The 25,713-nt window shown below is 32.2% G+C and carries 23 protein-coding genes, 1 tRNA gene and 1 pseudogene; 20 read left to right on the top strand and 5 right to left on the bottom strand.

The window, feature by feature from the left end:
• The first annotated feature begins 111 nt into the window (after window positions 1-111).
• From fruB to JMI89_RS00575, 18 genes and pseudogenes are all read left to right on the top strand, one after another.
• Entirely contained in the window at window positions 112-1,308 is a 1,197-nt protein-coding gene (gene fruB / locus JMI89_RS00660) for a fused PTS fructose transporter subunit IIA/HPr protein (RefSeq protein ID WP_220679064.1), read from the top strand.
• Window positions 1,308-2,243 (top strand): 1-phosphofructokinase, encoded by a 936-nt coding sequence (gene fruK / locus JMI89_RS00655; RefSeq protein WP_220679063.1) that lies wholly within the window; start codon window positions 1,308-1,310, stop codon window positions 2,241-2,243. The genes fruB and fruK overlap by 1 nt, the downstream gene beginning before the upstream one ends.
• A gap of 8 nt (window positions 2,244-2,251) precedes the next feature.
• Window positions 2,252-4,018, top strand: coding sequence for a fructose-specific PTS transporter subunit EIIC (locus JMI89_RS00650; RefSeq protein ID WP_220679062.1), 1,767 nt, complete (start codon window positions 2,252-2,254; stop codon window positions 4,016-4,018).
• A 2,130-nt stretch (window positions 4,019-6,148) separates the two neighbouring features.
• Entirely contained in the window at window positions 6,149-7,966 is a 1,818-nt protein-coding gene (locus tag JMI89_RS00645; RefSeq protein ID WP_220679061.1) for an ATP-binding cassette domain-containing protein, read from the top strand.
• A gap of 17 nt (window positions 7,967-7,983) precedes the next feature.
• Window positions 7,984-8,994 (top strand): serine hydrolase, encoded by a 1,011-nt coding sequence (locus JMI89_RS00640; protein WP_220679060.1) that lies wholly within the window; start codon window positions 7,984-7,986, stop codon window positions 8,992-8,994.
• Between the two features lie 242 nt (window positions 8,995-9,236).
• A complete protein-coding gene (locus JMI89_RS00635) occupies window positions 9,237-10,619 on the top strand; it encodes an MATE family efflux transporter (RefSeq protein WP_220679059.1) in 1,383 nt (460 codons plus the stop codon).
• A gap of 850 nt (window positions 10,620-11,469) precedes the next feature.
• Complete coding sequence (locus JMI89_RS00630; RefSeq protein ID WP_220679058.1) at window positions 11,470-12,144, top strand: hypothetical protein; 675 nt, start codon at window positions 11,470-11,472, stop codon at window positions 12,142-12,144.
• A 286-nt stretch (window positions 12,145-12,430) separates the two neighbouring features.
• The gene (locus JMI89_RS00625) at window positions 12,431-13,387 is read left to right on the top strand and encodes a hypothetical protein (RefSeq protein WP_220679057.1); all 957 of its coding nucleotides are present in this window, start codon (window positions 12,431-12,433) and stop codon (window positions 13,385-13,387) included.
• A gap of 121 nt (window positions 13,388-13,508) precedes the next feature.
• Complete coding sequence (locus JMI89_RS00620; RefSeq protein WP_220679056.1) at window positions 13,509-13,814, top strand: hypothetical protein; 306 nt, start codon at window positions 13,509-13,511, stop codon at window positions 13,812-13,814.
• A 12-nt stretch (window positions 13,815-13,826) separates the two neighbouring features.
• A complete protein-coding gene (locus tag JMI89_RS00615) occupies window positions 13,827-14,306 on the top strand; it encodes a hypothetical protein (RefSeq protein ID WP_220215764.1) in 480 nt (159 codons plus the stop codon).
• Window positions 14,307-14,719: 413 nt separating this feature from the next.
• The gene (locus JMI89_RS00610) at window positions 14,720-14,932 is read left to right on the top strand and encodes a hypothetical protein (protein ID WP_220679055.1); all 213 of its coding nucleotides are present in this window, start codon (window positions 14,720-14,722) and stop codon (window positions 14,930-14,932) included.
• A gap of 28 nt (window positions 14,933-14,960) precedes the next feature.
• The gene (locus tag JMI89_RS00605) at window positions 14,961-15,206 is read left to right on the top strand and encodes a hypothetical protein (RefSeq protein WP_220679054.1); all 246 of its coding nucleotides are present in this window, start codon (window positions 14,961-14,963) and stop codon (window positions 15,204-15,206) included.
• Window positions 15,207-15,916: 710 nt separating this feature from the next.
• On the top strand, window positions 15,917-16,066 hold the full coding sequence (locus JMI89_RS00600; protein WP_220679053.1) for a hypothetical protein: 150 nt from the start codon (window positions 15,917-15,919) through the stop codon (window positions 16,064-16,066).
• A 10-nt stretch (window positions 16,067-16,076) separates the two neighbouring features.
• Window positions 16,077-16,418 (top strand): hypothetical protein, encoded by a 342-nt coding sequence (locus JMI89_RS00595; RefSeq protein WP_220679052.1) that lies wholly within the window; start codon window positions 16,077-16,079, stop codon window positions 16,416-16,418.
• A gap of 202 nt (window positions 16,419-16,620) precedes the next feature.
• The gene (locus JMI89_RS00590; protein ID WP_065733581.1) at window positions 16,621-17,079 is read left to right on the top strand and encodes an SUKH-3 domain-containing protein; all 459 of its coding nucleotides are present in this window, start codon (window positions 16,621-16,623) and stop codon (window positions 17,077-17,079) included.
• A gap of 657 nt (window positions 17,080-17,736) precedes the next feature.
• Window positions 17,737-19,815, top strand: coding sequence for a prolyl oligopeptidase family serine peptidase (locus JMI89_RS00585; RefSeq protein ID WP_220679051.1), 2,079 nt, complete (start codon window positions 17,737-17,739; stop codon window positions 19,813-19,815).
• A 246-nt stretch (window positions 19,816-20,061) separates the two neighbouring features.
• Window positions 20,062-20,318: pseudogene (locus JMI89_RS00580) on the top strand (aspartate-semialdehyde dehydrogenase); the annotation flags it as partial.
• Between the two features lie 167 nt (window positions 20,319-20,485).
• Window positions 20,486-21,286 (top strand): lipopolysaccharide assembly protein LapB, encoded by an 801-nt coding sequence (locus JMI89_RS00575; protein ID WP_220679049.1) that lies wholly within the window; start codon window positions 20,486-20,488, stop codon window positions 21,284-21,286.
• A gap of 540 nt (window positions 21,287-21,826) precedes the next feature.
• Here the strand turns inward: JMI89_RS00575 and JMI89_RS00570 are convergent.
• The 4 genes from JMI89_RS00570 to JMI89_RS00555 form a co-directional block, all read right to left on the bottom strand.
• Window positions 21,827-22,084: a hypothetical protein gene (locus JMI89_RS00570; RefSeq protein WP_220679048.1), complete on the bottom strand. Its 258-nt coding sequence runs from the start codon at window positions 22,082-22,084 to the stop codon at window positions 21,827-21,829.
• Between the two features lie 25 nt (window positions 22,085-22,109).
• Window positions 22,110-22,310, bottom strand: a complete 201-nt coding sequence (locus tag JMI89_RS00565; RefSeq protein ID WP_220679047.1) for a hypothetical protein — start codon at window positions 22,308-22,310, stop codon at window positions 22,110-22,112.
• A gap of 274 nt (window positions 22,311-22,584) precedes the next feature.
• Window positions 22,585-23,001, bottom strand: a complete 417-nt coding sequence (locus JMI89_RS00560; RefSeq protein ID WP_220679046.1) for a tetratricopeptide repeat protein — start codon at window positions 22,999-23,001, stop codon at window positions 22,585-22,587.
• 22 nt (window positions 23,002-23,023) lie between these two features.
• Window positions 23,024-23,230 carry a hypothetical protein gene (locus JMI89_RS00555; RefSeq protein WP_220679045.1) on the bottom strand — a complete coding sequence of 69 codons (207 nt, stop codon included), beginning with the start codon at window positions 23,228-23,230 and terminating at the stop codon, window positions 23,024-23,026.
• Between the two features lie 479 nt (window positions 23,231-23,709).
• On the opposite strand from JMI89_RS00555, the gene JMI89_RS00550 reads away from it, so the two are divergent.
• Window positions 23,710-24,432: a hypothetical protein gene (locus tag JMI89_RS00550; protein WP_220679044.1), complete on the top strand. Its 723-nt coding sequence runs from the start codon at window positions 23,710-23,712 to the stop codon at window positions 24,430-24,432.
• A gap of 445 nt (window positions 24,433-24,877) precedes the next feature.
• Here the strand turns inward: JMI89_RS00550 and JMI89_RS00545 are convergent.
• Window positions 24,878-24,953, bottom strand: a tRNA-Asn gene (locus JMI89_RS00545).
• 165 nt (window positions 24,954-25,118) lie between these two features.
• Between JMI89_RS00545 and JMI89_RS00540 the strand changes: the two genes are divergently transcribed.
• The gene (locus JMI89_RS00540; RefSeq protein ID WP_187755588.1) at window positions 25,119-25,694 is read left to right on the top strand and encodes a TIGR00730 family Rossman fold protein; all 576 of its coding nucleotides are present in this window, start codon (window positions 25,119-25,121) and stop codon (window positions 25,692-25,694) included.
• Window positions 25,695-25,713 lie beyond the last annotated feature (19 nt).

Below are 25,713 nucleotides of genomic sequence, written 5' to 3'. Positions count from 1 at the left end.
ATTTATGATAAAAATAATTTGCCAAATTATAGCTTTCTTAGCATTATAGCTGAAACGATTCAATTGTTTTAGACAAGAGTATTTCCTGTGATTTACGTATAAGGAGTTTTTATGTTACAGCTAATGCAAGATGATATTTATCTCAATCAGCAGGCTGACAATAAGCAAGATGCGATTAAGCAAATAGCACATGCTTTAACCGAAAAGAAATATGTCGAGCAAGGTTATGTAGATGGTATGTTGGAACGTGAATCGCAAGCTGCCACTTTTTTGGGAAGCGGAATTGCAATTCCACATGGTACAACAACTACTAGGCATTTAGTCAAAAAAACAGGTGTACAAGTTTTTTGTTTTCCGCAAGGCGTAGTTTGGGGAGATGACGGTGAAAAAGCTTATATCGCTATTGGCATTGCCGCAAGTTCTGATGAACATCTCACTTTATTGCGTCACCTAACACATGTGTTAGGTGATGAAGATGTTGAGGAGCGCATTAAACAAATAAAAACTAAAGATGATGCTATCGCTTTGCTCACAGGGCAGAAAGATAAAGTTGATTTAGAAACGATTATTTTTGATGATTCATTATTAATGCTTGATATTCCTGCCGATAATATGGCAACGTTACAAGCATTAAATGCTTCTAGGTTGAAACATATTAATGCTGTTAATACTGATTTTGTTATTAACGTGATCGATAAACAACCTAATTATTTGGGGCAAGGAATTTGGTTGAATGATAGTGTGAATGGCAATCTTAAAAATGCTATAGCGATTAGTCGACCTAATACGGAATTTTCTGAATCGGGACAACCCGTCAAATTATTATTAACCATTGCTTCAAAAAATGATGCTATCAATTCAGTAATGAATAACTTAGCTGCTTTAGTATTTAATAAACAATTAACAATACTTCATACTGCCGATAAATCACAACTAATTTCAATATTATTGAATGAGTCAATGATAAATTCAGGAACAACGTCCAATATCACCCCTTCAGTGGGTGAGGCATCTATGAATAATAATTCCGTTACGCAGGATTTTGTAGTCTTAAATTCAAATGGGTTGCATACACGACCATCTTCTGTGCTGGTTAAAATAGTGAAAGAATTTAATAGTAAAGTTACTGTAGCTAATTTGGATGGCTCTGGAATACCGGTCAGTGCGACTAGTTTAATGAAAATTGTAGCTCTCGGCGCAAAAAAAGGTAGTCGGTTACAATTTACAGCAACCGGTGATGATGCTCAAGAAGCGATAAATGCGATAGGAAAAGGCATTGCCGAAGGTTTAGGGGAGGGAGCCGAATAATGAGCCATCGTATTGTAACATTTACCTTAAATCCTGCATATGATCTTATAGGTTATTGTCAGAATATTGAATTAGGCGACGTTAATTTAGTTAGCACAAATGATTTTTTACCAGCAGGTAAAGGGATTAATGTAGCTAAAGTATTATGCGATCTGGAGCATAAAGTCACAGCAAGTGGTTTTTTAGGTGATTTGAACCGCGAAGCGTTTAGCCATCTCTTTAGTCAATTAGGTATCGAAGATAAATTTTCTGCTATAGCTGGTCGTACAAGGATTAATGTCAAATTGACTGAAGAAAGTGGTTCTGTCACAGATCTTAATTTTTCGGGATTTACCGTTGATAATAATCAATGGCAAAGTTTTGCGGAACAGTCATTAAGCTTCCTCAGTGATGCTGAGATTGTTGTCATTAGTGGTAGTCTTCCAAAAGGTATAGATTTAACAGCGTTTTCAAATTGGATTGCAAAAATTAAGACTATCTGCCCTAAAGTTATTTTCGATAGTAGCCGAGATGCATTAGCCGCTGGACTAAAAGCCAAACCTTGGTTAATCAAACCCAATGATAAAGAATTAGAAATGTTAGTTGGTTATTCTTTATCATCAATCGATGAAATTAAAAAAGCAGCGTTTGATTTAGTTAGTCGAGGAATAGAGAATGTAATTGTTTCTTTAGGCAGTAAAGGCGCTTTATGGGTATCGAAACAAGAAGCATGGATAGCTAAACCTCCTAAATGTAAAGTAACGAGTACTGTTGGTGCTGGTGATACCATGGTTGCTGGAATTGTACACGGGTTATTATCCAATTATTCAATTAAACAGACACTAATTTTTGCTTGTGCAGTTTCTGCCTTATCAGTGAGCCAGGCTGGGGTAGGTATTTCTGATAAGACAAAGCTTGATGAGATGATTGAGCAAATAGAAATTATTGCTGGATAGGAGAAAATATGAATATTTATATAGCTATAACAAATCAAATTGGACCCGCAATAGCACGTTTAGCTAAGGCAGAATTAACGTTAGCAGCTAAAGAGTTAAATCATACAATTGTTAATGTTGTTAACGATGCAGCTGTTGTGGTCTTGATTGGACAAGGAACAATATCTGATACCACTTTAAATGGTAAAAAAGTTTACACTGTTATGGATATTGATCAACTTTTTGCTAATCCAAAACAGATTTTAATTGATACTGAAAATAAAGCTGAAATTTACACCGTTAATACCGATGTCTCTTCATCTGATACCATAATAAATAAAGATACAAAAAGAATTGTTGCGGTAACAGCTTGCCCAACCGGAGTTGCACATACTTTTATGGCTGCCGAAGCGATTGAAGAAGAGGCGAAAAAACGCGGTTGGTGGTGTAAGGTTGAAACCCGTGGTTCGGTTGGGGTTGGTAATGAATTAACAGCCGAAGAAATTGCCGCCGCTGATATAGTAATTGTTGCCTGTGATATTGAAGTAGACCTTAGTAAATTTGCTGGTAAATTAATGTATCGCACCAAAACAGGACCAGCATTAAAGAAAACGGCTCAAGAATTTGATCGTGCATTTGCTGAAGCGAAAATTTATCAACCAGAATCGACTGTTAAAACAACACAGACTAGCAAAGAGAAAAAAGGCATTTATCAACACCTATTAACCGGTATTTCATATATGTTACCCATGGTTGTCGCGGGCGGTTTAATTAAAGCTCTGTCGTTTGCTTTAGGCCATTTTGAAAATTTACCACAAATGGTTAAAGTAACGGTTGATAATATTGAAGTGACGAAAGAAGTCATGGTCAATACCTTAGTCGGAGAAGCACATCTGGCGCAAATTGGTTCAATAGCATTTATATTAATGGTACCATTATTAGCTGGTTATATAGCATACTCAATTGCGGATAGACCTGGTCTGGTTCCTGGATTGGTTGGTGGATTTTTAGCGGCTGAAATTGGTGCTGGATTTTTAGGCGGAATCATTGCCGGTTATTTTGCTGGTTATGTTGCATTATTACTGACACGCTATATAAAATTGCCACAGAGTATGAGTTCTCTAAAACCGATTCTGATCGTACCATTAATTGCCACCTTAATAGTTGGATTAGGTATGCAACTGGTTTTTGGTGAACCGATAGCTTTTCTTATGAAGGCATTGAATGAATGGTTAAAAGTAATGCAGCATTCTACTTCGGTTGTGATTTTAGGCGCAATTTTAGGTGCGATGATGTGTACTGACATGGGAGGTCCACTTAATAAAGCAGCTTATGCAACAGGTGTTGGCTTAATTGCAGAACAGCAATACGCACCAATGGCAGCCATTATGGCGGCGGGAATGGTACCGCCACTGGCTATGACAATTGCCACAATCATTGCGAGTAAGAAATTCAATAAAACAGAGCAGCAAAGTGGTAGAGCTGCATTTGTTTTAGGACTTTGCTTTATTTCAGAAGGTGCGATCCCATTTGCTGCCCGAGATCCTTTGCGTGTTATCCCGAGTTGTATTATTGGTGGAGCTATAACCGGTGGGTTAGCTTTATTATGGGAAACAACTTTAAGAACACCACACGGTGGAATATTTGCTTTACTTATTCCTGGTGTTGTTGATCATCCGGTTAAATATTTATTAGCCATAGCTATAGGTTCGCTTATTGGTGGTATTATTTATGCTATGATCAAAAAACCAGAATCCCAACAAGAAATCGCTTTAGCGGAAAAAATGGCTAGTTAATCAGTGTTGTTTTAAAAAGCAAGGTTAAATACCTTGCTTTTTTTTAATTAGAAATGTTGCTGTGTTATGTTATCGATATACGTTAAAACAAGAGTAGTTAGTTAAATTTAGTAATTAAGCAAATAATAAAGCAAGAAAATTCTAGGTTAAAAACAATCTATACTGGTTTTTGTATCCGAAATTTGGTTCTTCGCAACAGGTATGCTATTTTTCATATAATAAATTAATATTTAATAACATTATAAGGATATATTTAATGGAATGTATTGAAAGTCTATCGATTTAAACCTATCGAGATTTTTTTAACTACCTATATTTATATTGGTAAGTATCTATTTATCGAATTGACTATTTTTCAAAGTTTAATACCACTAAGATTTTTGGCTAAATTAACTCATGGGATAATAATGGTATTACGAGTTATAAAGGACGTGTTTAATTATGCGAATGTAAAGCTACTATGTAGCACCAAGCTCCAACAGAATAAATTTATGCTCTTATTCAAAAGGGTTGGTACAGATTCTCTAATGCATACAAATTGATATTTTTATAGTGAAAATATTCAATATTTCATAGAAACTATATCATTCAATTATGAAAGGTAATTTTCAACCTATGATATCATGGACTATATTACAAATAGACATTTTCGCTATGAATGGCAGTTCCCAGTTACTCTCAATCCATGAAAGATTTTGGCCTTTCCATAAAAAAGTTTGATATAAAACTTTTTCAAGAAAAAATCAAAACTAACTAATAGAGATAGTTGTATCTATTATTTAAATAATGATATTTGAGTTTGTTAATATGACGAAGGAGGTAGACCTTTATTCTTATATATGCCCCAAGGTAGCAATGAGTTGAAGGTATGGTAATAATAGGATTGTAGCATGAGAAATGGAAGATAATGACATAGATTTTTGGAGTTATCTCTTTTAAAGGTAAATATAAAAACAATGTAATTTCTATGTGTATCTAAAACCATTTTATAATCAGTTAAATATTTTTATCATCTTCGCACTAAATAACGGTCGCTTTGAGTCGATGCTCATTTATTTTTGTTAATGGAAAGCTAGCATTTCCAAATCGCCTTTTTCCGCAATGTTTACAGGCTAATTCTTTAATTCTACGTTTTAACGATTTATTTTTCGATAATGAAAAATGGGACATTTAAAAAAAATAATGTCATTTTTTAATTTTAAACTTTTTCTTAAACACTTTTATCCTTCTGAATTTTTATTAATAAATTTTTTAATTACTAATTAATGTACCTAATTTAGCTAGGCAAAAGAAGCGAAAGCCAATATAAGATTATTAGGTAATTTTTCGATGAAGTTCGAGTAAAAATATTGGTCAAACACAACCAATGCACAAAATTACAATTTTGTCAATAAATTTTAAAAAATATAGATATTTCATTTCACTAATAAAAAATAATGCTCTATATTTCCTCAATAGGTTGATCTTAACGATAAATAAATTAGTTGGAATTTCTTAATTAAAAAGACAAGGTTTGATTAGATGAAAAGTATAAAAATAACAGGAGCTCGCATTCACAATCTTAAAGACGTTGATATTACTATTCCCAAAAACAAATTAACCGTTGCTACCGGTATAAGTGGATCAGGAAAGTCTAGTCTGATGTTTGATATTGTGTTTGAAGAAGGACGTAAAGGGTATCTTCAATCATTAGGAATATTTCCGGGACTTGAAAATGAGAGAAAATTTGCAAGCATAGAGGGTATCGGCCCGACAATTGCAGTTAAGCAAAGCGTTGTACGTCAGAATAACCCAAGATCAACAGTCGGTTCAAAAACAAACATATTCAACCTTCTTGCCCTACTGTATTCAAGTGAAGGGCGGGTTAAATGTTCAGAGTGCAACGAAACTATTGGACAAGATAAGGTCTGCGCTAAGTGTGGACATGAGGAAGAGCGCCTTGAATTAGGCTATTTTTCCTATAATAACCCTAACGGAATGTGTATGAAATGCGCTGGCAGAGGCGCATATTATCACGTTAATATGGAAAAGCTTATTGCAAATAAAAATCCCACCGTTCGAGAGTTATTTAATTTTATCGGGGTAACCCCCGGTATACTTCGCGTCTTGGAAAGGAATTTCAAAGGCTATATGGAGCAGCCTTATTTAGAAATACCGGATGAAATAAAAGAAGACGTGGTAAACGGCCATTATGTCAGCAATAACAGTGCAAATCAAAGCTTCTGCTTATCAAGAATTTTGCAAGCTAAACACAAAAGAGGCGAATATTTAAATGGTCTATACGAAATAACCCTTTGCTCAGAATGTCATGGATATCGCATTGGTGAAGAAGCTCGCAACATATTAATTAATGATAAACATATTGGTCAAGTCGGCAAAATGACTTTAGACGAGGCTAAAACGTTTTTTGAATCGGCATTGGAACTAAACGAAATAACGCAATTTGGGAAAAATCTTCTTAAAGATATTTTGGGTAAAACAAACTCATTAATTGCTTCTCGTTTAGGTCATTTGTCACTTTATAGAGAAATGTCCTCACTCAGTGGCGGGGAAATACAACGACTCTTCCTTAACTCGCATTTGGAGTCGAAACTTGAATCACTTATCTATATTCTTGATGAACCCACAGTAGGTCTACATGAATCAGAAAAACTTGAACTTTTACAATCCATAAAAGCGCTTAAAGATTTAGGTAACACGGTTATTGTCGTGGAACATGACAGAAGTACGATAGAAATAGCTGAACATATCATTGATATTGGTCCAAAAGCGGGGATTGAAGGCGGAGAAGTGATTTATGAAGGTGATTATGCCGGTCTGTTAAAATGCGATAAATCATTGACAGGACAATATCTTTCCGGCAAGGCAAAAATGCCAGTAAGGATGTTAAAACAAAATATCGATGATTCTGCTATTCCTCGTTTAGTCATTCGACACGCCAAAACCAACAATTTAAAAGATATTTCAGTCGCATTTCCATTAGGCGTTCTTATTGGGGTTTCGGGCGTTTCCGGAAGTGGTAAAAGCTCCTTGATATCGAACACACTTACGCCCCTGTTAAAAAGTTATTTTCGCTTAGACGCCAATAAGAACAATACCAATGGGGAAGTAGTAGATCTTGAAGAAGAATCACTGTTAATCGAAACAATAGCCGAAAGGCTTGATGGCGCAGAAAATATTTCTGGCTTTGCTGAAGTATCGCAGGCACCAATAGGAAGAAATATAAATTCGAATCCTGTTACTTTTACCAAAATATGGGACAAGATACGAAGATTATTTGCAGAACAACCCGAAGCAAAACGGTTAAATTTAACGGCAGGACACTTTTCCTTCAATTCCGAGGGCGCTTGTCGAGAGTGTCATGGTAGTGGACGTAAAGCTATTTTTCCTGAAGGTAGCTTAAAGATGTACGCAACGTGCGAAAAATGTAAAGGTAAAAGATATAACAACGAAGTTTTAACGGTCACGTATAAAGGGAAAAATATTTCAGAAATTCTTGATATGCAGATTTCGGAAGCGATAGCCCTATTTAGTGATAATGATGTCATCGTTCGTCCGTTACAGATAATGGAACGGATTGGTATGGGATATATAAAGCTTGGGCAACCCACTTCAACAATGAGCGGGGGGGAAACCCAAAGACTAAAACTCGCGAAGGAATTAGGACGGCAACGAAAAGGTCATATCTTGTATATCATGGATGAACCCACTACTGGTTTAAGCCTTTATGATACAGCTCAGCTAATAAAACTGTTGGATGAATTAATCAAAAGCGGAAACTCTGTGATTGTTGTTGAACATAATCATGAAGTTCTTGAATCGTGTGATTGGATTGTGGAGCTTGGCCCTGAAGGAGGATTAAAAGGCGGTGAAATCATTGCCGAAGGAACGCCTAAAGACTTGGTGAAAAATCCAAAATCACTAATCGGAAAATACCTTACGATTTAAAAAGTGGATACTTGATTATGGCTAATATAAAAGAATTAGAAACCATTGATGCAGAATCGGTGGATATGAATCTAGATAAATTGAGAGAGCTGGATGTCGCCTTGAATTTTCAACTAGGTATTATTAAAGGAATCGCGATTTTGCGAAAAGGCGGCATTGTGTTTGAAAAATATTTCAAAGGTTACCATGCTGAAAATACTCATCATCTAACTTCAGTAACACAAAGCGTTACTTCCGCTTTAGTGGGAATAGCCATTGATAAGGGATATATAAAAAGCGTCGATCAACCAATACTGGATTTCTTTCCAGAAGCGGAATCCAAAGCCAGTGATATGTTAAAGCGACATCTGACAATCAAACACTTACTTACCATGACTGCACCCTATTCTTGGAAAAAGAGTGAGCCATTAGATAGGTTGAGAAGGCAAAAGAATTGGACGATGTTTATGCTTGAAATGTTGGGACAAAAAGGCCAGCTTGGGGAGTTTCAATTCAATATGTCTAATGCCCACCTTCTTTCAGCGATTATTACGCGGAGTACTGGACTATCAAGCCGAGAATTTGCCAATAAATCATTATTTAGTTATTTAGGGGTGAAAGAGATCGTTGACCAGCAGATGAAATCCTTTTCTAAAGAAGAGGTCTATGGTGAAAATATTACTGGTTGGATAAAAGATCCTCAAAATATCAATACTAGAGGCTGGGGACTGTCTTTAACTCTGCGTGATATGCTTCGTTTGGGATATTTGTATTTGAATAAAGGCCATTGCAATGACAAGCCAATCATTTCAGAAAACTGGATAACTGAATCGCTAAAACAGCATACGGAAGATTGTGGCTATATGTGGTGGCTTAGAGAAGATAAGGGTATTAACACTTTTCTCGCGGCAGGCGTAGGCGGAACTTATCTCTATTGTGTTCCCGAAAAGGATCTGATAGTGGCAATCGTATCGAAAGTCGACAAGATGATAATCGACAGGTGGGAACTCATGGCGGATTATATCATTCCATCGATAACAGACAGTTAATTTTTTCGTTGTAAATAAAATATCCTTATTGCGATTCATTCCACCAAAAGGCAAGAAGGTTTTACCGCCATGAACTGTCTAACAAAACGTTTTAGGTTGGGATAGGTGCTGTTCGGGCAGGTGCTATAAAGTGAAAAATATAATGGATATTTTGCTCTCGATAACATGTCGATTAGAAGCTTTTTTGCGCTAGAGAAAAATAACATCACTATTTATTAAAAAATAAACTTAAAGAGAAATCTATGTCAAATTTTCAAGAAAAATTGCAAAAAGGCATGTTTGAAGGTCCAATCATGCCAATAATTATAAAAATAGGGATTCCCATTCTTATTGGTCACTTATTAAATTATGCTTACTTAATAATAAATACCTATTTTATTTCATTGATCAATCCGACTTCTTCAGCCCCGTTGTCGGGAACCGGTCTTTTATTTCCATTATTTTTTGTCTTTGAAGCTATCGCTTCAGGTTTAGCCGTTGGACTCAGTACCACAACGGGGCGATTGATCGGTGAAAAACGATTTAATCATTATCAAAATCTGGGTGTTACAGGTGTCGTCATAGCTTTACTGCTAACCGTGCCATTTATGATTATGTGTTATGCTTTTGGCCCACAAATTATTAATTTATTATCAGGTGATAAATTAAGCCTAGAAGCAACAGTCTATAGCCTACAGTTTTTATATTCATTAGCCCCAGGTTTACTGTTCATAATATTATTACAGGTTTATGGCGGTATTCTTATTGGCGAAGGCCTGACATATGTTACTGCAATATCATTTATGATTATGGTAACGCTCAATATCGTACTTGATCCGATATTGATATTTGTACTCGATATGGGGGTGGCTGGTGCAGGTTTAGCCACAACAATATCGTTATTTATGGCTTTTATCTATTTAATCCGCTTTATACACAAGGGAAAATCAAGAATTCCGTTAACATTTAACTTTTCTCACTTTAACGGAAAAATTGCCAGAGAAATCATTCGAATTGGATTACCTCAGTTTTTAATGACAGCCTCAACTTATATCATTATCGTTGCATATAACAAAATGATCACCAATACCTTTGATGAAAATGCAATGAATGCATGGACATTGGTTGGGAGAATTGATCAGATTTTAGTTATTCCGATGATTGCTATTGCTGGTGCAATGACGGTCATTATTTCGCAAAATTATGGACGTAATCAACTTGATCGGATTAAAGAAGCTTTTAATCTAAGCTTAAGGGCAATAATGATACTATGTAGCATCATTGCAGCAGTGTATGTATTACTTTCTCCTTGGTTATTTTCAATATTTACTTCAATACCCGAAGTGATTAATCTTGCCAGCAAACAAGTGCTAATCGTATCATTTACATTTTGCTTTATGGCAATATCATGGATAATCGCATCATTCTTTCAAGCGACAGGAAAACCCCTACCTGCGGTAATTATCCTTTATATTAGAATGATCATGATTTTTTCTATAGGACTATATTTAGTCTTTGTTCAAAAAATGGGAATGAATGGCATTTTTATCTCTATGGCACTCGGAAACCTACTTTCATGTTTATTGTCATTTTTGTGGGTGAAGAAAAGTCTGAAATCATTAAAATTCAAATCAATTTTGGAATAAGTTATTCTCGTCTATTGCTATGCTGTTATCACAAACAATATTAAGCAAATAAGCTAAGTACAAAAGTTAATCAAGTAGAAAAAAGACATATTGTAAAAAATAATTGGGTAGATATTGAATATCATCATATTATTGGAAGAAAAGAATAGGGAAAAATTAATATTTATGAAGCACATCCCCGAATTAAAGTCGAAATTCAATCTGTTCAATAAGATTATAAATGGATGACAATATGAAATTATTAAAGATCTTAATAATACTATTGCTATTAATTAAATGTTTTACCCAAATTCTTATTTGCAAGGATGATCCTACTGTCTTTTTGGCGCTAAAATTGAATCCTCTTTCTGAAAATTATAATTATATTAATTATTTAAGTCACAATAATTATTATGTTTTGTTTTCTGATGAAAATGAAATGATAGGACAAAATATCATTGATATGATTTATAAGATTCCTTTAATTCTTTATATTTCAGTTTTACTTATATTATTTTTTTAAAACATAAAAATACAAAAGAGAAAACCCTATGAAGCAATTTTTACCACATATTACTTTTTTGGGTTTGATATATTTTTGCTTTTTATAAAGAGGTTAATGCATCACAATTATTAAGTAATTAAATAAAGAAACAGTTACTCGAAAGAAGATTAGATAATTTTGATATATCGTAACTTATAAAAAAGACATCAAAGAAATTTATTTTGATGATGATTTTGAGTTTAAACCAGATGCTTAGTATTATTTATACCATTTCAAAAATAATCACTGAGTATTTGATAAAGCGGAAAAATGAGTTATAAATAGTCTTAACAGGTTGATTTAATAGTAAAAGGAAACAATTTTAAAATGAGAATATTATTACTGATTTTATTGTCTTTGGCTAACATGGCATGTAGTCAAAAAATAGAAAATCAATCAGCAATGACTCAAACAATCCCACATTTTGATGCTACGGTTTATCAACTTATTGACCTTTTTAATAAAAAGAATTTTAAAGAAATTAACCAATATATTAATAAAGATATAGGTCTTTTCATTGTATATAATGCGAGTACCAGTCCCACAATGAGAAGAATTGAACAATTTAAATTTAATGATAAAGGAGTTGAAAATAAAATACCCTCTTGGGTAGAAGATGAATTGCTAGGGGTTACAATATCTGGCAATCCTAAAATACAATATGAACAATATCCTCCATTTGATCCATGTAGTGAAAAAGTTAATAAACTAGGTCTGTATGCCAATCCAAAAGAAAAAAATATTGAGGCTTTAAAAATAGCGCTTGATTATTATCATTGGGAATTAAAACACTATCAATTTGAAAAAAGACCTATTTGGGAGAAGCACCAATCCATTGCCGATAAAATAGCCTCTAAAACAGTGAAAGTTGTTTACATTGAAAACTTTCCTGATACATTACCGGATGATGAAAAAAATATTTTCATATTTTATCTTACACAACTGGATAATAAATGGTATTTAACAATTTTAGATTTTTATACTATGGATTGCAGCGCATAATATGCGTGATAATAAAAAAATATTCTGGCAAAAATTGTTAATATTCATAGTAAGTTATCAATTAAAAATCCACCTAAAATAAAGAGGAAATAAATTTACTATTATCTGAAATCAGGTATATACTCTCCATAAATTCTGAAAACCGCACTCATATACTGCATCCGTTATTCTATACAAGCGTTTTTTTAAAGAACGGGGAAACATTGTAAAAAATAAACAAGGAATATTGGCAATGAGATTGATAATAGTATGTTTTACCATCCTATTTATGATAGGTTGTAAGCAAATGGCGAATAGCCAACCGATTAATAAAAATAAAAAAGACGATCTTATTACCCAAATTATGCAAGCTCCGCTTGCCAGCCCGCCAATTGGTGATAAACATGTTTTATATCCTTTTGCCACACATTGGCAACATGCAGAAACAGAAAGTGAACGTTCGGGGAGTGAAAAAGCTTTTTATGAATTGCTCAGAAATTTAAATAAGCAGTCCCAATCAGAACAATCCTATAAGATTACTTTAACCCAAGAAAATTTAAAGCAGGTTGTTCAGGATTCCTATGATATCCCATTTAATATCAACGATATTTTAAACCAGAAGATTGCAGTTCATGTGGAAAAAATAGCCGGCTTTTCTCAGTTTGATCTGTTTCTACTCACCACTGAGAACCTTGAGTTAGAATGCAACCATTGCGAGTATGGAAGACACCTTATTTTTCAATCCATTATCTCTATCAGCTCTGATCAAATTGTGGATAAATTAGCAGCCACTTACGAATATGGAAATGATCTGGGTAGAAGCTATCGATTTTTCCATTATAACAATGGGAAAATAATTATTAGGGATCTTGGTAGTGATGAGACAGACAGTGCTGCTAATGAAAAAAGAACATACCAACTGACACCCCAAGGCAAATTTATCCGCTATTATGATACTAATGGTTCTTTTCAAAATACAGATCTTAATGATACAGAGGAAGGTTTAGTTCAAAACCATACTCGCGAGGGGGTATGGATAGAGATAACAGGCAGTAAATATGCGCCTCTAGGTATCGGTTATATTTATCTCGAATCGGAATACAAAAATGGCCTGCCTGTTGGTATTTGGAAATGTCATCAATTAGAACAACAATATAATGAACTGTATGAACCCATCTTATCCACTCGCAAAAAAGGCAAACTTTTGTACACAGAAACCTATAAAGACGGTGAGCTTGTCGAACGTAAATTTATGAAACCATAGTTAATGGTGAAATAATTACAAAATTTTGCAGAAATAGAAAAATTTATGAAGTCACAAAGGAAATAAAGAGAACAAACGTAAGGCTATTTTATTTTTATCCTGTTTATTAAGGATTAAAAATATGATTTGCAATCAGCAAACTTTATGGATAATAAAAACATTGAAGTTTATAAAAGAGATTAAAAATGAAGAAATCTATCTTTCCTTACTGTTTTCTAACCTGATTGTTATTGGTTATTTAAGCGGCAGTATAAAAAAATTTTCTAGAACATACTTTGCCTTTTACGTTGTAGTTCCCTTTCTACCTATAGTAAGAGAGAGAACTACAACTTCAACAAAAGAAACCAGAACAGCTAGAAAAGCTGGAAAGGCTGAAAAGAATACTGATTTTTTCAAAAAGATCAGGAAAACCAGTTTATCCTACTAATAAAGGAGAAGAATGAAAAATAAACTAGAGCAAATCAAATTATTTTTTAAAGATAATTTAATTATAAAAAACGATAACAATGAATTAAGAGATAGTTTAAATATTGAAGATGCAGAAATACTATTTAATATCGGTTTACCAAATTCGACAGAATTAGACTTTAAATTTACAAAAGAAATTAACTATCTAAATAATAAAGAATTGATTTTAGATGATAGTGAAAGCAGAAAGATAATATATAGTATTACAACTAAGCAAGTTTATTTATTTTTTCCTTCAAATAAGAAAAAAACAATATTAAATGTAGGATTATTTCAGTTTCTATTCTCTATTTATTATTATGAATTTTTTTTAAATAATTGGAAAAATGATAAAGAAAATAGATCACATTATTTTAATGATTTTGAACAAAAAATGAATAAATTAAATAATAATTATCAAAGTTTAGATTATTATTGGGAAGCGATTATAGAAGAGTTATCACCTATTTAACAAGGAATTCGATAAGTTTATTATTTCTACAAATAGAACTGATTATTTAAAGAGGCCTTTTTATAAATGGATTTATAGGAAGGTCTATATTTGGTACTTATGGCGGAGCTAATGCTATTACCTGTCAGATACCAAGGGTTTTGATGCCGAACAGGTTGCCAAAGCTTCAGCCCAAAGTTTTTTTGTTGCTGAAGCAACTGCTTATCATGCTGCAACCGAAAGAGATCCGCAAAATATAGCTTTACTTCTTAGTATGGGAGGAATACCCGGAGGAAGAAATGGGCAAAATGCAGCAAAAGGATAAGTGGCGCAGGAAACAATAGCTACAGCAGAGCATTGGAAAAATACATCAAATAAAGTCAAGATGGGGTTAATAAGACCATTGATTATACTCAGTAGGTCAGAGAAAAGCTGTGTTCCCAGAAAAAAAAGAGGGAACACATAAAAAGTTAGCAGAACATGAAACCCCTTTTGATACGATAGCTGAAGATGGCGATAGTGGATCTCTTGCACATATAGAAACAGGTACAAGATCAAACGAAGAAGCATCTTTGACATCTAAAAATGTAACAAAAGTAAAAGAACTTATAGAGCAGATAATAGATCACCCAAAAGCATTAAAATAATAAATAAATGATGGAAAAGAATTAAATAATGCAGAAAAATATTGAAATATTAAAAATTATTAAAGAAACTAATCATACAAAAGCTATCAATTTAAAAAGTATTGATATGAGGGTAATGATGAAATGTCCTGAAGTTGTTTACCATAAAGAATTATTAATCATCATTAATAATTTACTTGAAAAATCTTATATTGAATGGGTAAGAGAAAATTCTAGTGTAATAATTACTAAAAAAGGCATTGAATACTTAGATGGATTTGAAAAAAATGAGTAATATTTAAAATTGGTAGCTAATTTTACTATCCTATATTTTTTATGTATTGAAAGATATAAAAATTTATGAGTAAAAACTGCGTTTTCAGGAAAAAGGTAACAGTGCGAATGAGAAAAGTATCGAACAAATAACAGCAGAAGAACTTATAGCTCAAGCTAAGACAGCAGAAGCCGAACTTACTGATTTAATAATTAAATGAGCTGAGGAAAATAAAAGGATTAGATTTCAGATTAAAGTCAGTTGAATCTTTGACTAGAAAAACGACAATCAGATGGAATCAATACCGAAATGAAACAAGTTCTTCATTAACAACTATATTCGAAAACTCAAAATTAATATCTGGGATAAAAATAATGTTAGATGCATTAAAACACAAATGAAATAAGAGCTAGCTATCACAATACTTATCAACATTGGGCTGATTATAAAAGTATAAATACTAATTTTGAAACATCTAATGGGCAAGTCTTTGCATTGCAGTTTCATATACCTGAAAGCTTTAACCTATAACGAAATATAAATCTGGTATTGTAGGAAGAAGTAAGGTTAACTAGTGCCACAAAAGAGATAAGTAAACCTGAAATAACAAAATCCTAATGCAGGTGAACCTGAGGCTTTAAATTAGATTATGATAGAGAAAATGGAAAGTATACAGAACCGCGAATTAGAAGACTCAGCAACAGATAAAGCTTTTTTAATAGATGAAATGAATGAAGGCAAGGCCATATAATGAAGCTCATGCTCAAACCTGTAAAGAATATGGAATTACCGCCGAATTGGAAAAAAGACGGATAGAAGAACTGCCTTTTTATACTCAAGACGCGGAAGCAGCAGATATAACTGAAAGTTTAAACTATTAAAAATAAACAAATGAATGAGAATTATAATCAATATCTTGATGAAATATCTAAACTAATTATTCTAAGGATGGCTAGTCTTAGAAAAATAGAATCTAGTTACCAGTTTGAGAGAATGTTTCTACATATTGGAAGTATTGCGAGCCCAACTAGGTTACTTGATGAGTTAGAACAAGATAAATTAATATTACATGAAGGTATTTTTGATAAAGATCCATCTTTTTATAAAAATATTTTGACAATAGAAAAAGGATTGGATTTCTTAAATGAGAAATTAAAAAATATTTCATTTTCTACAAAAGAATTTACTGGGCAAAGAATTGATATATTGAAAAAAATATTTGGTATAGATTAATTTTATTTTGTGTTTAATAAGGGATAAATAAAATATGTAGATAGGTTATATTTCAATAGTTAATGTTCACTAGTTTAGTTAATCATAATTTATTTATTCTTTGAGATAAATAGTTAATGAGTCTTATATTTAAGAGATTTAAGGAAAGAAGGGTTTATTAGGTATGAAGATTTATTAAAGAAAAAAAATAAAATAAAATCTGATGAAAACAAAGGAAACGATAGAAATATTAAAAAAAGCAGGATGGGAATTAGGGAGAGAGAAAAAAATAAAAAAAGAAATAGAATTTTTAGCAATTAAAGGCTATATCATATCAGATTCTTTTGTTTCTTTTTATAAAGAATATGGGCAATTGTATGTTGATATTAAGGTAAAAGGAAACGATAGAGTAATTGATTTTAATATATATACTCCAGTAAGTTATGATTATGATGAAGTTATTATAAATGATTACCCTAAAATAATAGGTTCTAAAAATTTAATTCCCATAGGAAATATTGATGGAACATCTTATTTAGTCATAGACGAAAATAAAAAAATATATTCTTTATATGATGGAAGTGTTCTGATTATAGGTGAAAATCCAGATAATGCATTAAATAATTTATTTAGTAAGGAATGGAGAGAATTTCAGGAATTGCCCATACCTGATTGGTGGTAGGGTATAAAAAAAACAAAACTTTACTTATATAAAATAGTTGGTCTAAACATCAGTAATCTAAAAGATCAACGATATTATTCTGATAACAATGATGGATTAAGTTTAACAAATTAATTAAGATTTAAATAAATTTCTTACACTAGTGTCCAATCATCTTAGCCTCGATCCAGTGCGGCAACGCAATTACTATTGAAACCATCAGAAAACAGTACACTGATTGGTAAAGTAGATCGCTGCGGCGACACTTTATAGATAAAAACATGCTTTACAGCCATGGCTAGGTGAAAATCCACATCGGCTTTCTAAAGTTAAACAACAGCACGGCACACGCCATAGCAGCTAAGAAAAGACTGGAATAGCGAAAAACTAAGGATTTTGCAAAAGGCATAATGGCTGCTGTGCACAATAAATTCTTTATCATGGAAATTGAATATAATCTATTTAGCTTTTCCACAAAATCGTCATATAAATGTGGAAAAAGCTATAATTGATTTACTTGTGTTTTATTTTCACAAGCTTAATATACTGGTATATATAACATCCAAAAATAGCTTTAGCAGTTAGAATCATTAAGCTAATTTAATCATTAACCTTTGAAGGGTGATGTTTAGATGTTTAAGATAATTTATAGCGCTTTATCAAGGTAGGCATCATTGAATGTTACTTAGAAAAAAAGTATTAATTATTTTATTTCTTGTATTGTCATTATGTGTTATTGCATGTTCCAGCCAAAATAGGTTGATAAATTTAGAAAAAATTGTCAGGTATGATCCTTATAATTGGATGGAAACTGAGCAAGAAAAAACGCATCATTGGTTATTATCTGAATCTGATCGTTCAATCAAAATTCTTGAAAAGTTGGATTGGTTTGCTCCGACTAAAAAACGACTTGAAGAATTAACTGAATATGGAACTGAGCCAATAATTTTTTATATTAGATTACAAGGTAACAATACTTTTTATTTTAAACAAACAGCTCAGTATCCTTATAATCGTCTCTTTGTGAAAGATCGTTTTGGTAAAGAAACGCTATTGATTGATCCCCCTGCCGGTTACGGTATTTATGATTTCTATCCTTCTTATGATGGGCAATATATTGCTTATAGTATTGCTGAAAATGGTTCGAATGTTTCTACAATAAAAGTGTTTAATTTAAAAACCCGAACACATCTTGCAGATCACATATCGGGCATTACTGACACAAATTTGTTGTGGGCGGAGGATAATTTATCTTTTTTCTACCATAGGAATAATTTATATCATGCCAATAATATAAAAGCCGGTATCGAAGAAATGTTTTTTCATCGCTTAGGTTCAGATAGCAAGAAAGACATTAAAATTTTTGGTAAAGATCAGCTAGTGAACTACGATGCCAGAACCGATCAAAATACATTTTTATCACTTGCTTCCAATTGGGCGGTAGCTTCCACTTCATCTTCAATATCTGGCTATAATATTGATTTATATAGGTTACCTCGTGAAAACCTTAAGCAAAACAATGTCAGTTGGGAAAAAATCATTAATAGAAAACAGAATGTTACGGATTTTTTGCTAAAAGATGATTGGTTATTTCTGGCTAAATATAATGATTATTCAGGCTATAGTATTTTTCGGGTAAATCTTAATCATATCCATCAATCAGCAGAAAAAATTATTGAATGGCAAAACGGAGATTTAACCAATTTTGTCGCCAATCAAGAGGCGATTTATATGACATATCACGATTCAGGGCAATTAAAATTTGTGTCTATTCCTTTTGCTGATATTCATCATATCAAAAACATTCCTATTTCAAATAATAATGAAGTAACGGCTATATTTACGAATTCAGAGCAAAATGAGATTCTATTTACGCAGCAAAGTTGGACTAGCCCACCAAAAATATTTCGTTATCATCCAAATAATCAGTTAATTGAAGATTCAAAGATTTTAAATCCAGATCATACTTTATTTTCAGAATATGATTCTGAACAAAAATGGGTTAAATCCAATGATGGAACGCTTATTCCATTAACACTCATTTATAAAAAAGGAATGAAATTTGATCGTAGTGCACCAACTTGGTTAACAGCGTATGGTGCCTATGGTGAAAGTGAATTTCCCAATTATGATGCTTCGCGATTAATATGGCTTGAAAAAGGGGGAATCATTGCCATCGCTCATGTGAGAGGCGGTGGAGAATTAGGGCCGAAATGGCATGATGATGGTAGAGGTTATAAAAAACAAAATTCAATTAATGATTTCATCAAATGCGCCGAATATTTAATTCATAATCAATATACTCAACCCTCTAAATTGGTGATAAGTGGAAATAGTGCGGGCGGTATTGTGATAGGTATGGCATTAATAAAGCGTCCGGATCTTTTTGCTGCTGCATCAATTAAAGTTGGCATGTTGAATATGAGTCGATTAGATAAAATTCCAATTGGAATGGCTAATTTTGAGGAATTTGGTTCTCCTTTTAAAAAACATGAGTTAGAAAATTTGGTTAATATTGATACTTATTTAAATTTAAAAGAAGGTGTTAAATATCCTAATGTCATGGTGTCGGTAGGATTAAAGGATGATCGCGTTCCTCCCTGGCAAAGTGCTAAATTTGCAGCAAAACTTAATGATATAAAACGTCAACAGGATGAAAAAGTTTTGATTATTACCGATCAGTATGGCGGACATTTTATGAATAACTTTTTATATATGATGACATTTTTTCTGTGGAAAACTCATAGTGAACATTAATTTTATACAAATGTTTCTGGTCAAAAGATCACTAAAATTATATGGATAACGTCATTAGTTTTTCCTTATTAGCAATAAAAAATACGCTTACCTTATCTATATATTGAGTTCTAAAAACGAATGATATTTAACGTCAGGATAAGATTTTATCAGCTACAAGATCATGCTTATCTTGCTTATTTACGATGATATTTTTTTAATAGCATAAGTTTCTCTTGCTATAACTTCTACTTTTGGAAATAAAATATGAAGAATGTTGGTTTGTAGGCAGGTGTGGAAAGGTGGGATCGGTTCTGATGCAACGTTTGGTGGAAGAACACGATTATGATTATATTGCTCCTATTTTCTTTTCGACGACACAAGCAGGGCAAGCTCAAGCTGCACCAAGTCTTGGCGGTAAAACAGGTGTACTCCAACAAGCCAATAGTTTTGCAGCATGAAAAGCATTAGATATCATCGTGACTTGTCGAAATGAAGATGATACTTCCGAGATTTATTCAAAACGACATACAATAGAAGGGATTGAGAAAAATATTCAATATTATAATAAACTCTTGAATGGAGAATGATATAAATAAAAAAGAGTATTTATAAAAGATACATTATTTCTCAAAATATCCAAATTATCGACATAAAAGCGTTTAAAGAAATATCTTTAGAGGATACAGTGATGACAGAACAAGAAGCAGATGAATTATTAGAAGAAGTAAATTATGAACGGTTGTTTGGAGATACAGCTAAAGCTATAGCTATCTTACATCAGTTAAATTTAGAATTTCCCCAAGAAAAAATGTATTTAGGATTATTGGCAAGTTGCTATTATAGTAATGGAGAGCTTGATTTAGCATTAGAGTATGCTGAAAAAGCATTAGCACTCGATTCGAATTATAAAGAAATTTATGAGCTAAAAGGGTTAATAGCCTATGCAAAAGGTGATCAAGAAGAAGCTGAAATGGCATATCAGCAAGCCTTAAAAATAGATCCTCAATTTGCCTTAGCCAGAGTAAGGTTAATGCAACTGTATTTTGAAAAGAAAGAATATAACAAAGTAACCGATGAATGTTGGTTTATCTTGAATAAGATAGTTCCTGACAGATTGAGTTATGATAAAGAGAAAAAAAGCAAACTGAATAATGATTACCTAAATATCGTATATTACAATCTATGGAAGGCGCTTATTGCACAACGTAAATATGATGAGGCAGCGAACGTAATTATTGAATACAAAGATTTTGCCTCTTCATATATAACAGACCCTTATTTCTTTGATAAGGAAGATGAATTGCTATTTAAACTATTTTATTTACTGGATGATAAAGAAAAAACAGATTATTACCAAAATAGATGGTTAAATTTTTATCAAGTTGTTCCCAGTCTAATTGATGGTATGAAAAAAGATGTAGAACAAGGGTATATAACCAATATGAACCCAGATAATTACAATATAGATGAATATGGAGATCTCTATTGATATAGAGGTTGATACTGGATAGCTTTGAAAAAAATGTTTAAATAATAGCTAAGGTAGCTAGAATAGAAATGTCTTTTTGATCAGTTTTTAAAAATATTCATTCAATTATTATTGAATACTCTACAGTCAGGTACTAATATCGGCTGCCATATGTAAGTACTGCTATAACAGAAGAAGCAGATGCAGCTATTAGCGATATTTAAGCTGTTGGAGGGAGATATCTCAATATGGATTAACTTTCTTTAAATCTGTATATATTCGCTATTTAATACTTTCTCATGTATACGATAGAGATAAAGATGAATATTTTCTTGATAGATGGAAAGAAGTTTAATCTTTACCCTAAAGAATGGTAACTGGGCGATGTAATCTATGCGCCAGTAAATATTGGAGAAGTTCAGTTGATTGATACCTTTGCTACTCGTTATGGGGGCAAGACCCTATACTAGATTTTGTGTATTTGCCAGTTAGAGGTGACGAGTCATTCTGTCAGCAAATTGTATAATAAATCAATTCAGCTTGCTTTTGAGGTGTTTTTTCTTATTCAAATTTTTTTAATAGAAACTCCCTGACTTTAGTTTTATCTCTTTCATTAACGACTTCTGAGTAAAAGAAAGATTTTATAAAGTCTCTTTCACCACTATCCAAATTCTTATTGTTCATTAATAAATAATGATACTCTAAAAAATCATTGGAATCTGACGATAACAAATCTTTTTTTAATGCAAAAACATGATCCATAAACTTATCTGTTCCAATGTATTTTTCATACTTCGCCTTTAATTCTTCTATATTCATATTGATTTCCTAAAAGGAGTACTATTTAATCAATAATATATTTTTCCGGATATTTTTTAACATAGCGTTCTAATGCTTCAATAATATCCAATATTTCTTTTTCATTAACGATAAAAAACAATGAATATTCCGAATCGGAATCCTCTTCATATTTAGTGTTTAATTTATACCTTAAAACTATTTCAAGTTCATTATTTTTAAATTTAAAGGATAGAGTAGGTTCCATAAAATGGATTTCATTAGTTTCATCAGAATTGATATTTTTCAGATTATTAAACCAATCTTTTTATTTAACTAATTCTGTTAATAAAAGGCAATTGTCATTATTATCAAAAAAAAATTGTCTTGAAAATCTTAAATTTCAATATTAATACTGAGCCAATTAGAATCCCAATATTCTATGGAAAATGGATAACCATAATCTTCTACATTTAGTTTATGGTCTGTATTCTTATTTTTTAGAATTATCATTTACCAGAGTTTAATAAACAAGTTATTTATCAAATATAATCTTGTATTAGAGAAAAGTATTTATTGTCTTCGTCTTCAAATATTTCTTTTCCTTCGAGCATATAAGCGCTCATCAATGCATCTTTAGCTTTATCTATATTACTTAATTCATAATACGTTTCTCCAAGCCCTAACCATACATAGCCGTTTCCTAATCCGTCAGGACATTTTAAAGCTTGTTCATAGTTGTTATTGGCTTGTTGAAAATTGCCTAGATTGAAATAACTATCTGCCATTGCCGTGTATATATGTAAACTAATTTCCCAGTTTTCTTTTTGGAGAGGAACTAAATTTAAAGCAGATTCGTATTTTTTAATCGCTTTGTTATATTTTCCTGCTTCGGCGTATAAGTCTCCTTGTTCTAATTCGGAAACAATTTGATTGTATAATTCATCTGTTAATTCCATATCATTTATACCCTTTATATGTTTAATTTTTTATATACTTATCATGATGTTGGTGAAAATCTATATCTCTAGGGGCTTCACCTTCAAAAACGCTATAACTTGCTATAGATACAGTATGATACCATTCTTCTTTAGCTTTTAAATAATCACCTATTTCAAAATAATACTTTCCAAGATAGAAATTTAAGTCTTCATCATTAAGATGTAAGTTGTTATTAACTATAATCATTTATTAAGCCATTTTTTGCACGTTCAAAATTTTTAATTTTAAGACAATCATCAACAATTGAACTTGCTGTATTATAAGCTTCATTCCAATTTTCTTTGGGCTCTGGATATTAGTGCCTTCAACTTCAAAATTATAAACTTCTTTCTTAGTATAAAGAAAATTTTGTCCTTTTACACGATACCATTTTTTATTTTTGGTTTGTATGTGGTCTTGTTTGGTAAGGTCGGCGGCATCTTTCCAGCCTTCTTTGGTGTAAAAAGGGGATTCGGCGGTGGTTTCAATGGTTTCGTGCTGCGACCCAACCAGATCGCCCTCGCGTATTTGTTCTATTTTTTTATGCCTTGCTGCGTGTGAATAGGCTTTCCGACAAGTTTGGCAGAGTTTTCCGGTGTAAACTCAGGTGTTTAAAATCATTATGATCATGAATATTGGGAATTTAATATAGATTTTATACATACTACTATTTAATTAGGAAAATAATGAAAACGATAGCTATACTTTTACTTATTAGCTTTTTGACTTCTTTTGCTTATGCGCATAAAGAGGGAAAAACAAGCATAAACTCTAGCAAAGTCATTGCGTTAGACCATGATCCTGTTTTAATTCAGTTAGGCAGTGAAAAATTAGCATTAAAAGGATTAAACCCTGAAGACTTTTCACTGGTACAAAAAGGTAAGAAGCTTTTTATCATTAAAAAGCTGTATCTGGGTATAGATGATCTCCAAATTGAATTTATAGATAACAAGGATCAAGATTTCCTATTAACTGGTGAAATAGAATATGGGGGTCTTCAAGGCTTAATTGATGATATTGATAGGGGAAATGTATTTTTACCATTTTCTTTTAAAGAAGATATACTGCTACATAACAATAAAGGTAAATTTATTTTATCAACAGCGATTAAAACTACACCACAACTAGAAGCCATTTGCCAAGAAAGATATTTTGATCAGATCCGGAAAGAGTCTTATTTGTATCAAAAACAGTTCTATCAGAATGAAATAATCGATAACCCAGAAAAATATAAGGATTGTTGCCCTGAGTATATTGAATATGCAAAAAAGTTTTTATCTAAAAAAGAGCGTGATTTTCACTCATTACAAAGCCTGTTTGTTGAATTTACCTATAAAAAAATAACATTAAACATGGGTGATAGTTATCATATCGTCTTTAATAATATTAGTGATTTTGTTCCTGAATAAAAATGAGTGATTATGCGGATTGTATTCGTTTAACTAAATAACAAAATAGAAATAAAATACATACCGCATATAATAATCATTTATCTATTTCTAACTTTCGAGAAATCTCTAAATATCTATGTACACAAAAAAGGCAAACTTTTGTACACAGAAACCTATAAAGACGGTGAGCTTGTCGAACGCAAATTTGTGGATAATAAAATGAAGTAATGATAGTGTAGTAAACAATATATAAAAAAAACATAACAACTTAATCATCCTGTTATGGAAAACAAAAGACTTCCGACAGAAAATATAAAATCCTCTAAGGATCAAATTGAACTAGTAGATTCCTATACAGCCAACCCCAACCAAATTGTTTATGATTTTGTTACATCAATCTGATTTTGACATTATTGATTTATAAACAAATAGAGATGTATAGATATGAGATGAAGTGGAAAGTTGGCTCCTCCAACAGGACTTGAACCTGTGACATACGGATTAACAGTCCGCCGTTCTACCGACTGAACTATGGAGGAACACATGGCGAAAAATATTAACGTTCTCTTAAAAAAGAGTCAACATAATTTATCAAAAAGTAATTTGATTGGTTAGGCATTAATCATTTTAATAAATCGTTATGCTATTTTGGTTTTATGATAGAATAAATCAGATAAATAAATCGTAGTTTATTATTGGTTAATATGAAAAAAAACATTTGTGTTTATTGTGGTGCAAGTTTAGGTAATAACCCAGAATATCAAATTATTGCACGAGAGTTGGGGCAACGATTGGCTAATCAAGGACGTCGCTTGATCTATGGGGGAGGGAATAGAGGTTTAATGGGTGAGATTGCTAATGCTGTGTTAGAGAATGGTGGTGAAGTAATAGGTATTATCCCTGAAGCATTAGTAAAAGCCGAGACCGCTCACCATGGGATAACTCAGTTAGAAGTAGTTAATAATATGCATGCACGAAAAGCTCGAATGGCCGAACTTGCCGATGCTTTTATTGCTATGCCGGGAGGTTCTGGAACTTTAGAAGAACTATTTGAAGTTTGGACCGGTGCTCAAATCGGTTATCATGAAAAGCCAGTAGCATTACTCAATGTTATGAATTTTTGGCAACCGATGATCAATTTTTTAGAGCATTCAGTTCAGGCAGGATTCATCCGCGAAAGTTTTTATCATACCTTAATTGTTTCCAGCGATACAGCATGTCTATTGCAAGAAATTGATCAATATATTCCCAAAGATCTTCATCGTTGGATTAAAAAATAATAACCTATTGCAGACTTAT

Source organism: Frischella sp. Ac48, from assembly GCF_019641635.1.
GTDB lineage: Bacteria > Pseudomonadota > Gammaproteobacteria > Enterobacterales > Orbaceae > Frischella > Frischella japonica.
This window is presented reverse-complemented; position numbering and strand designations above follow the sequence as displayed.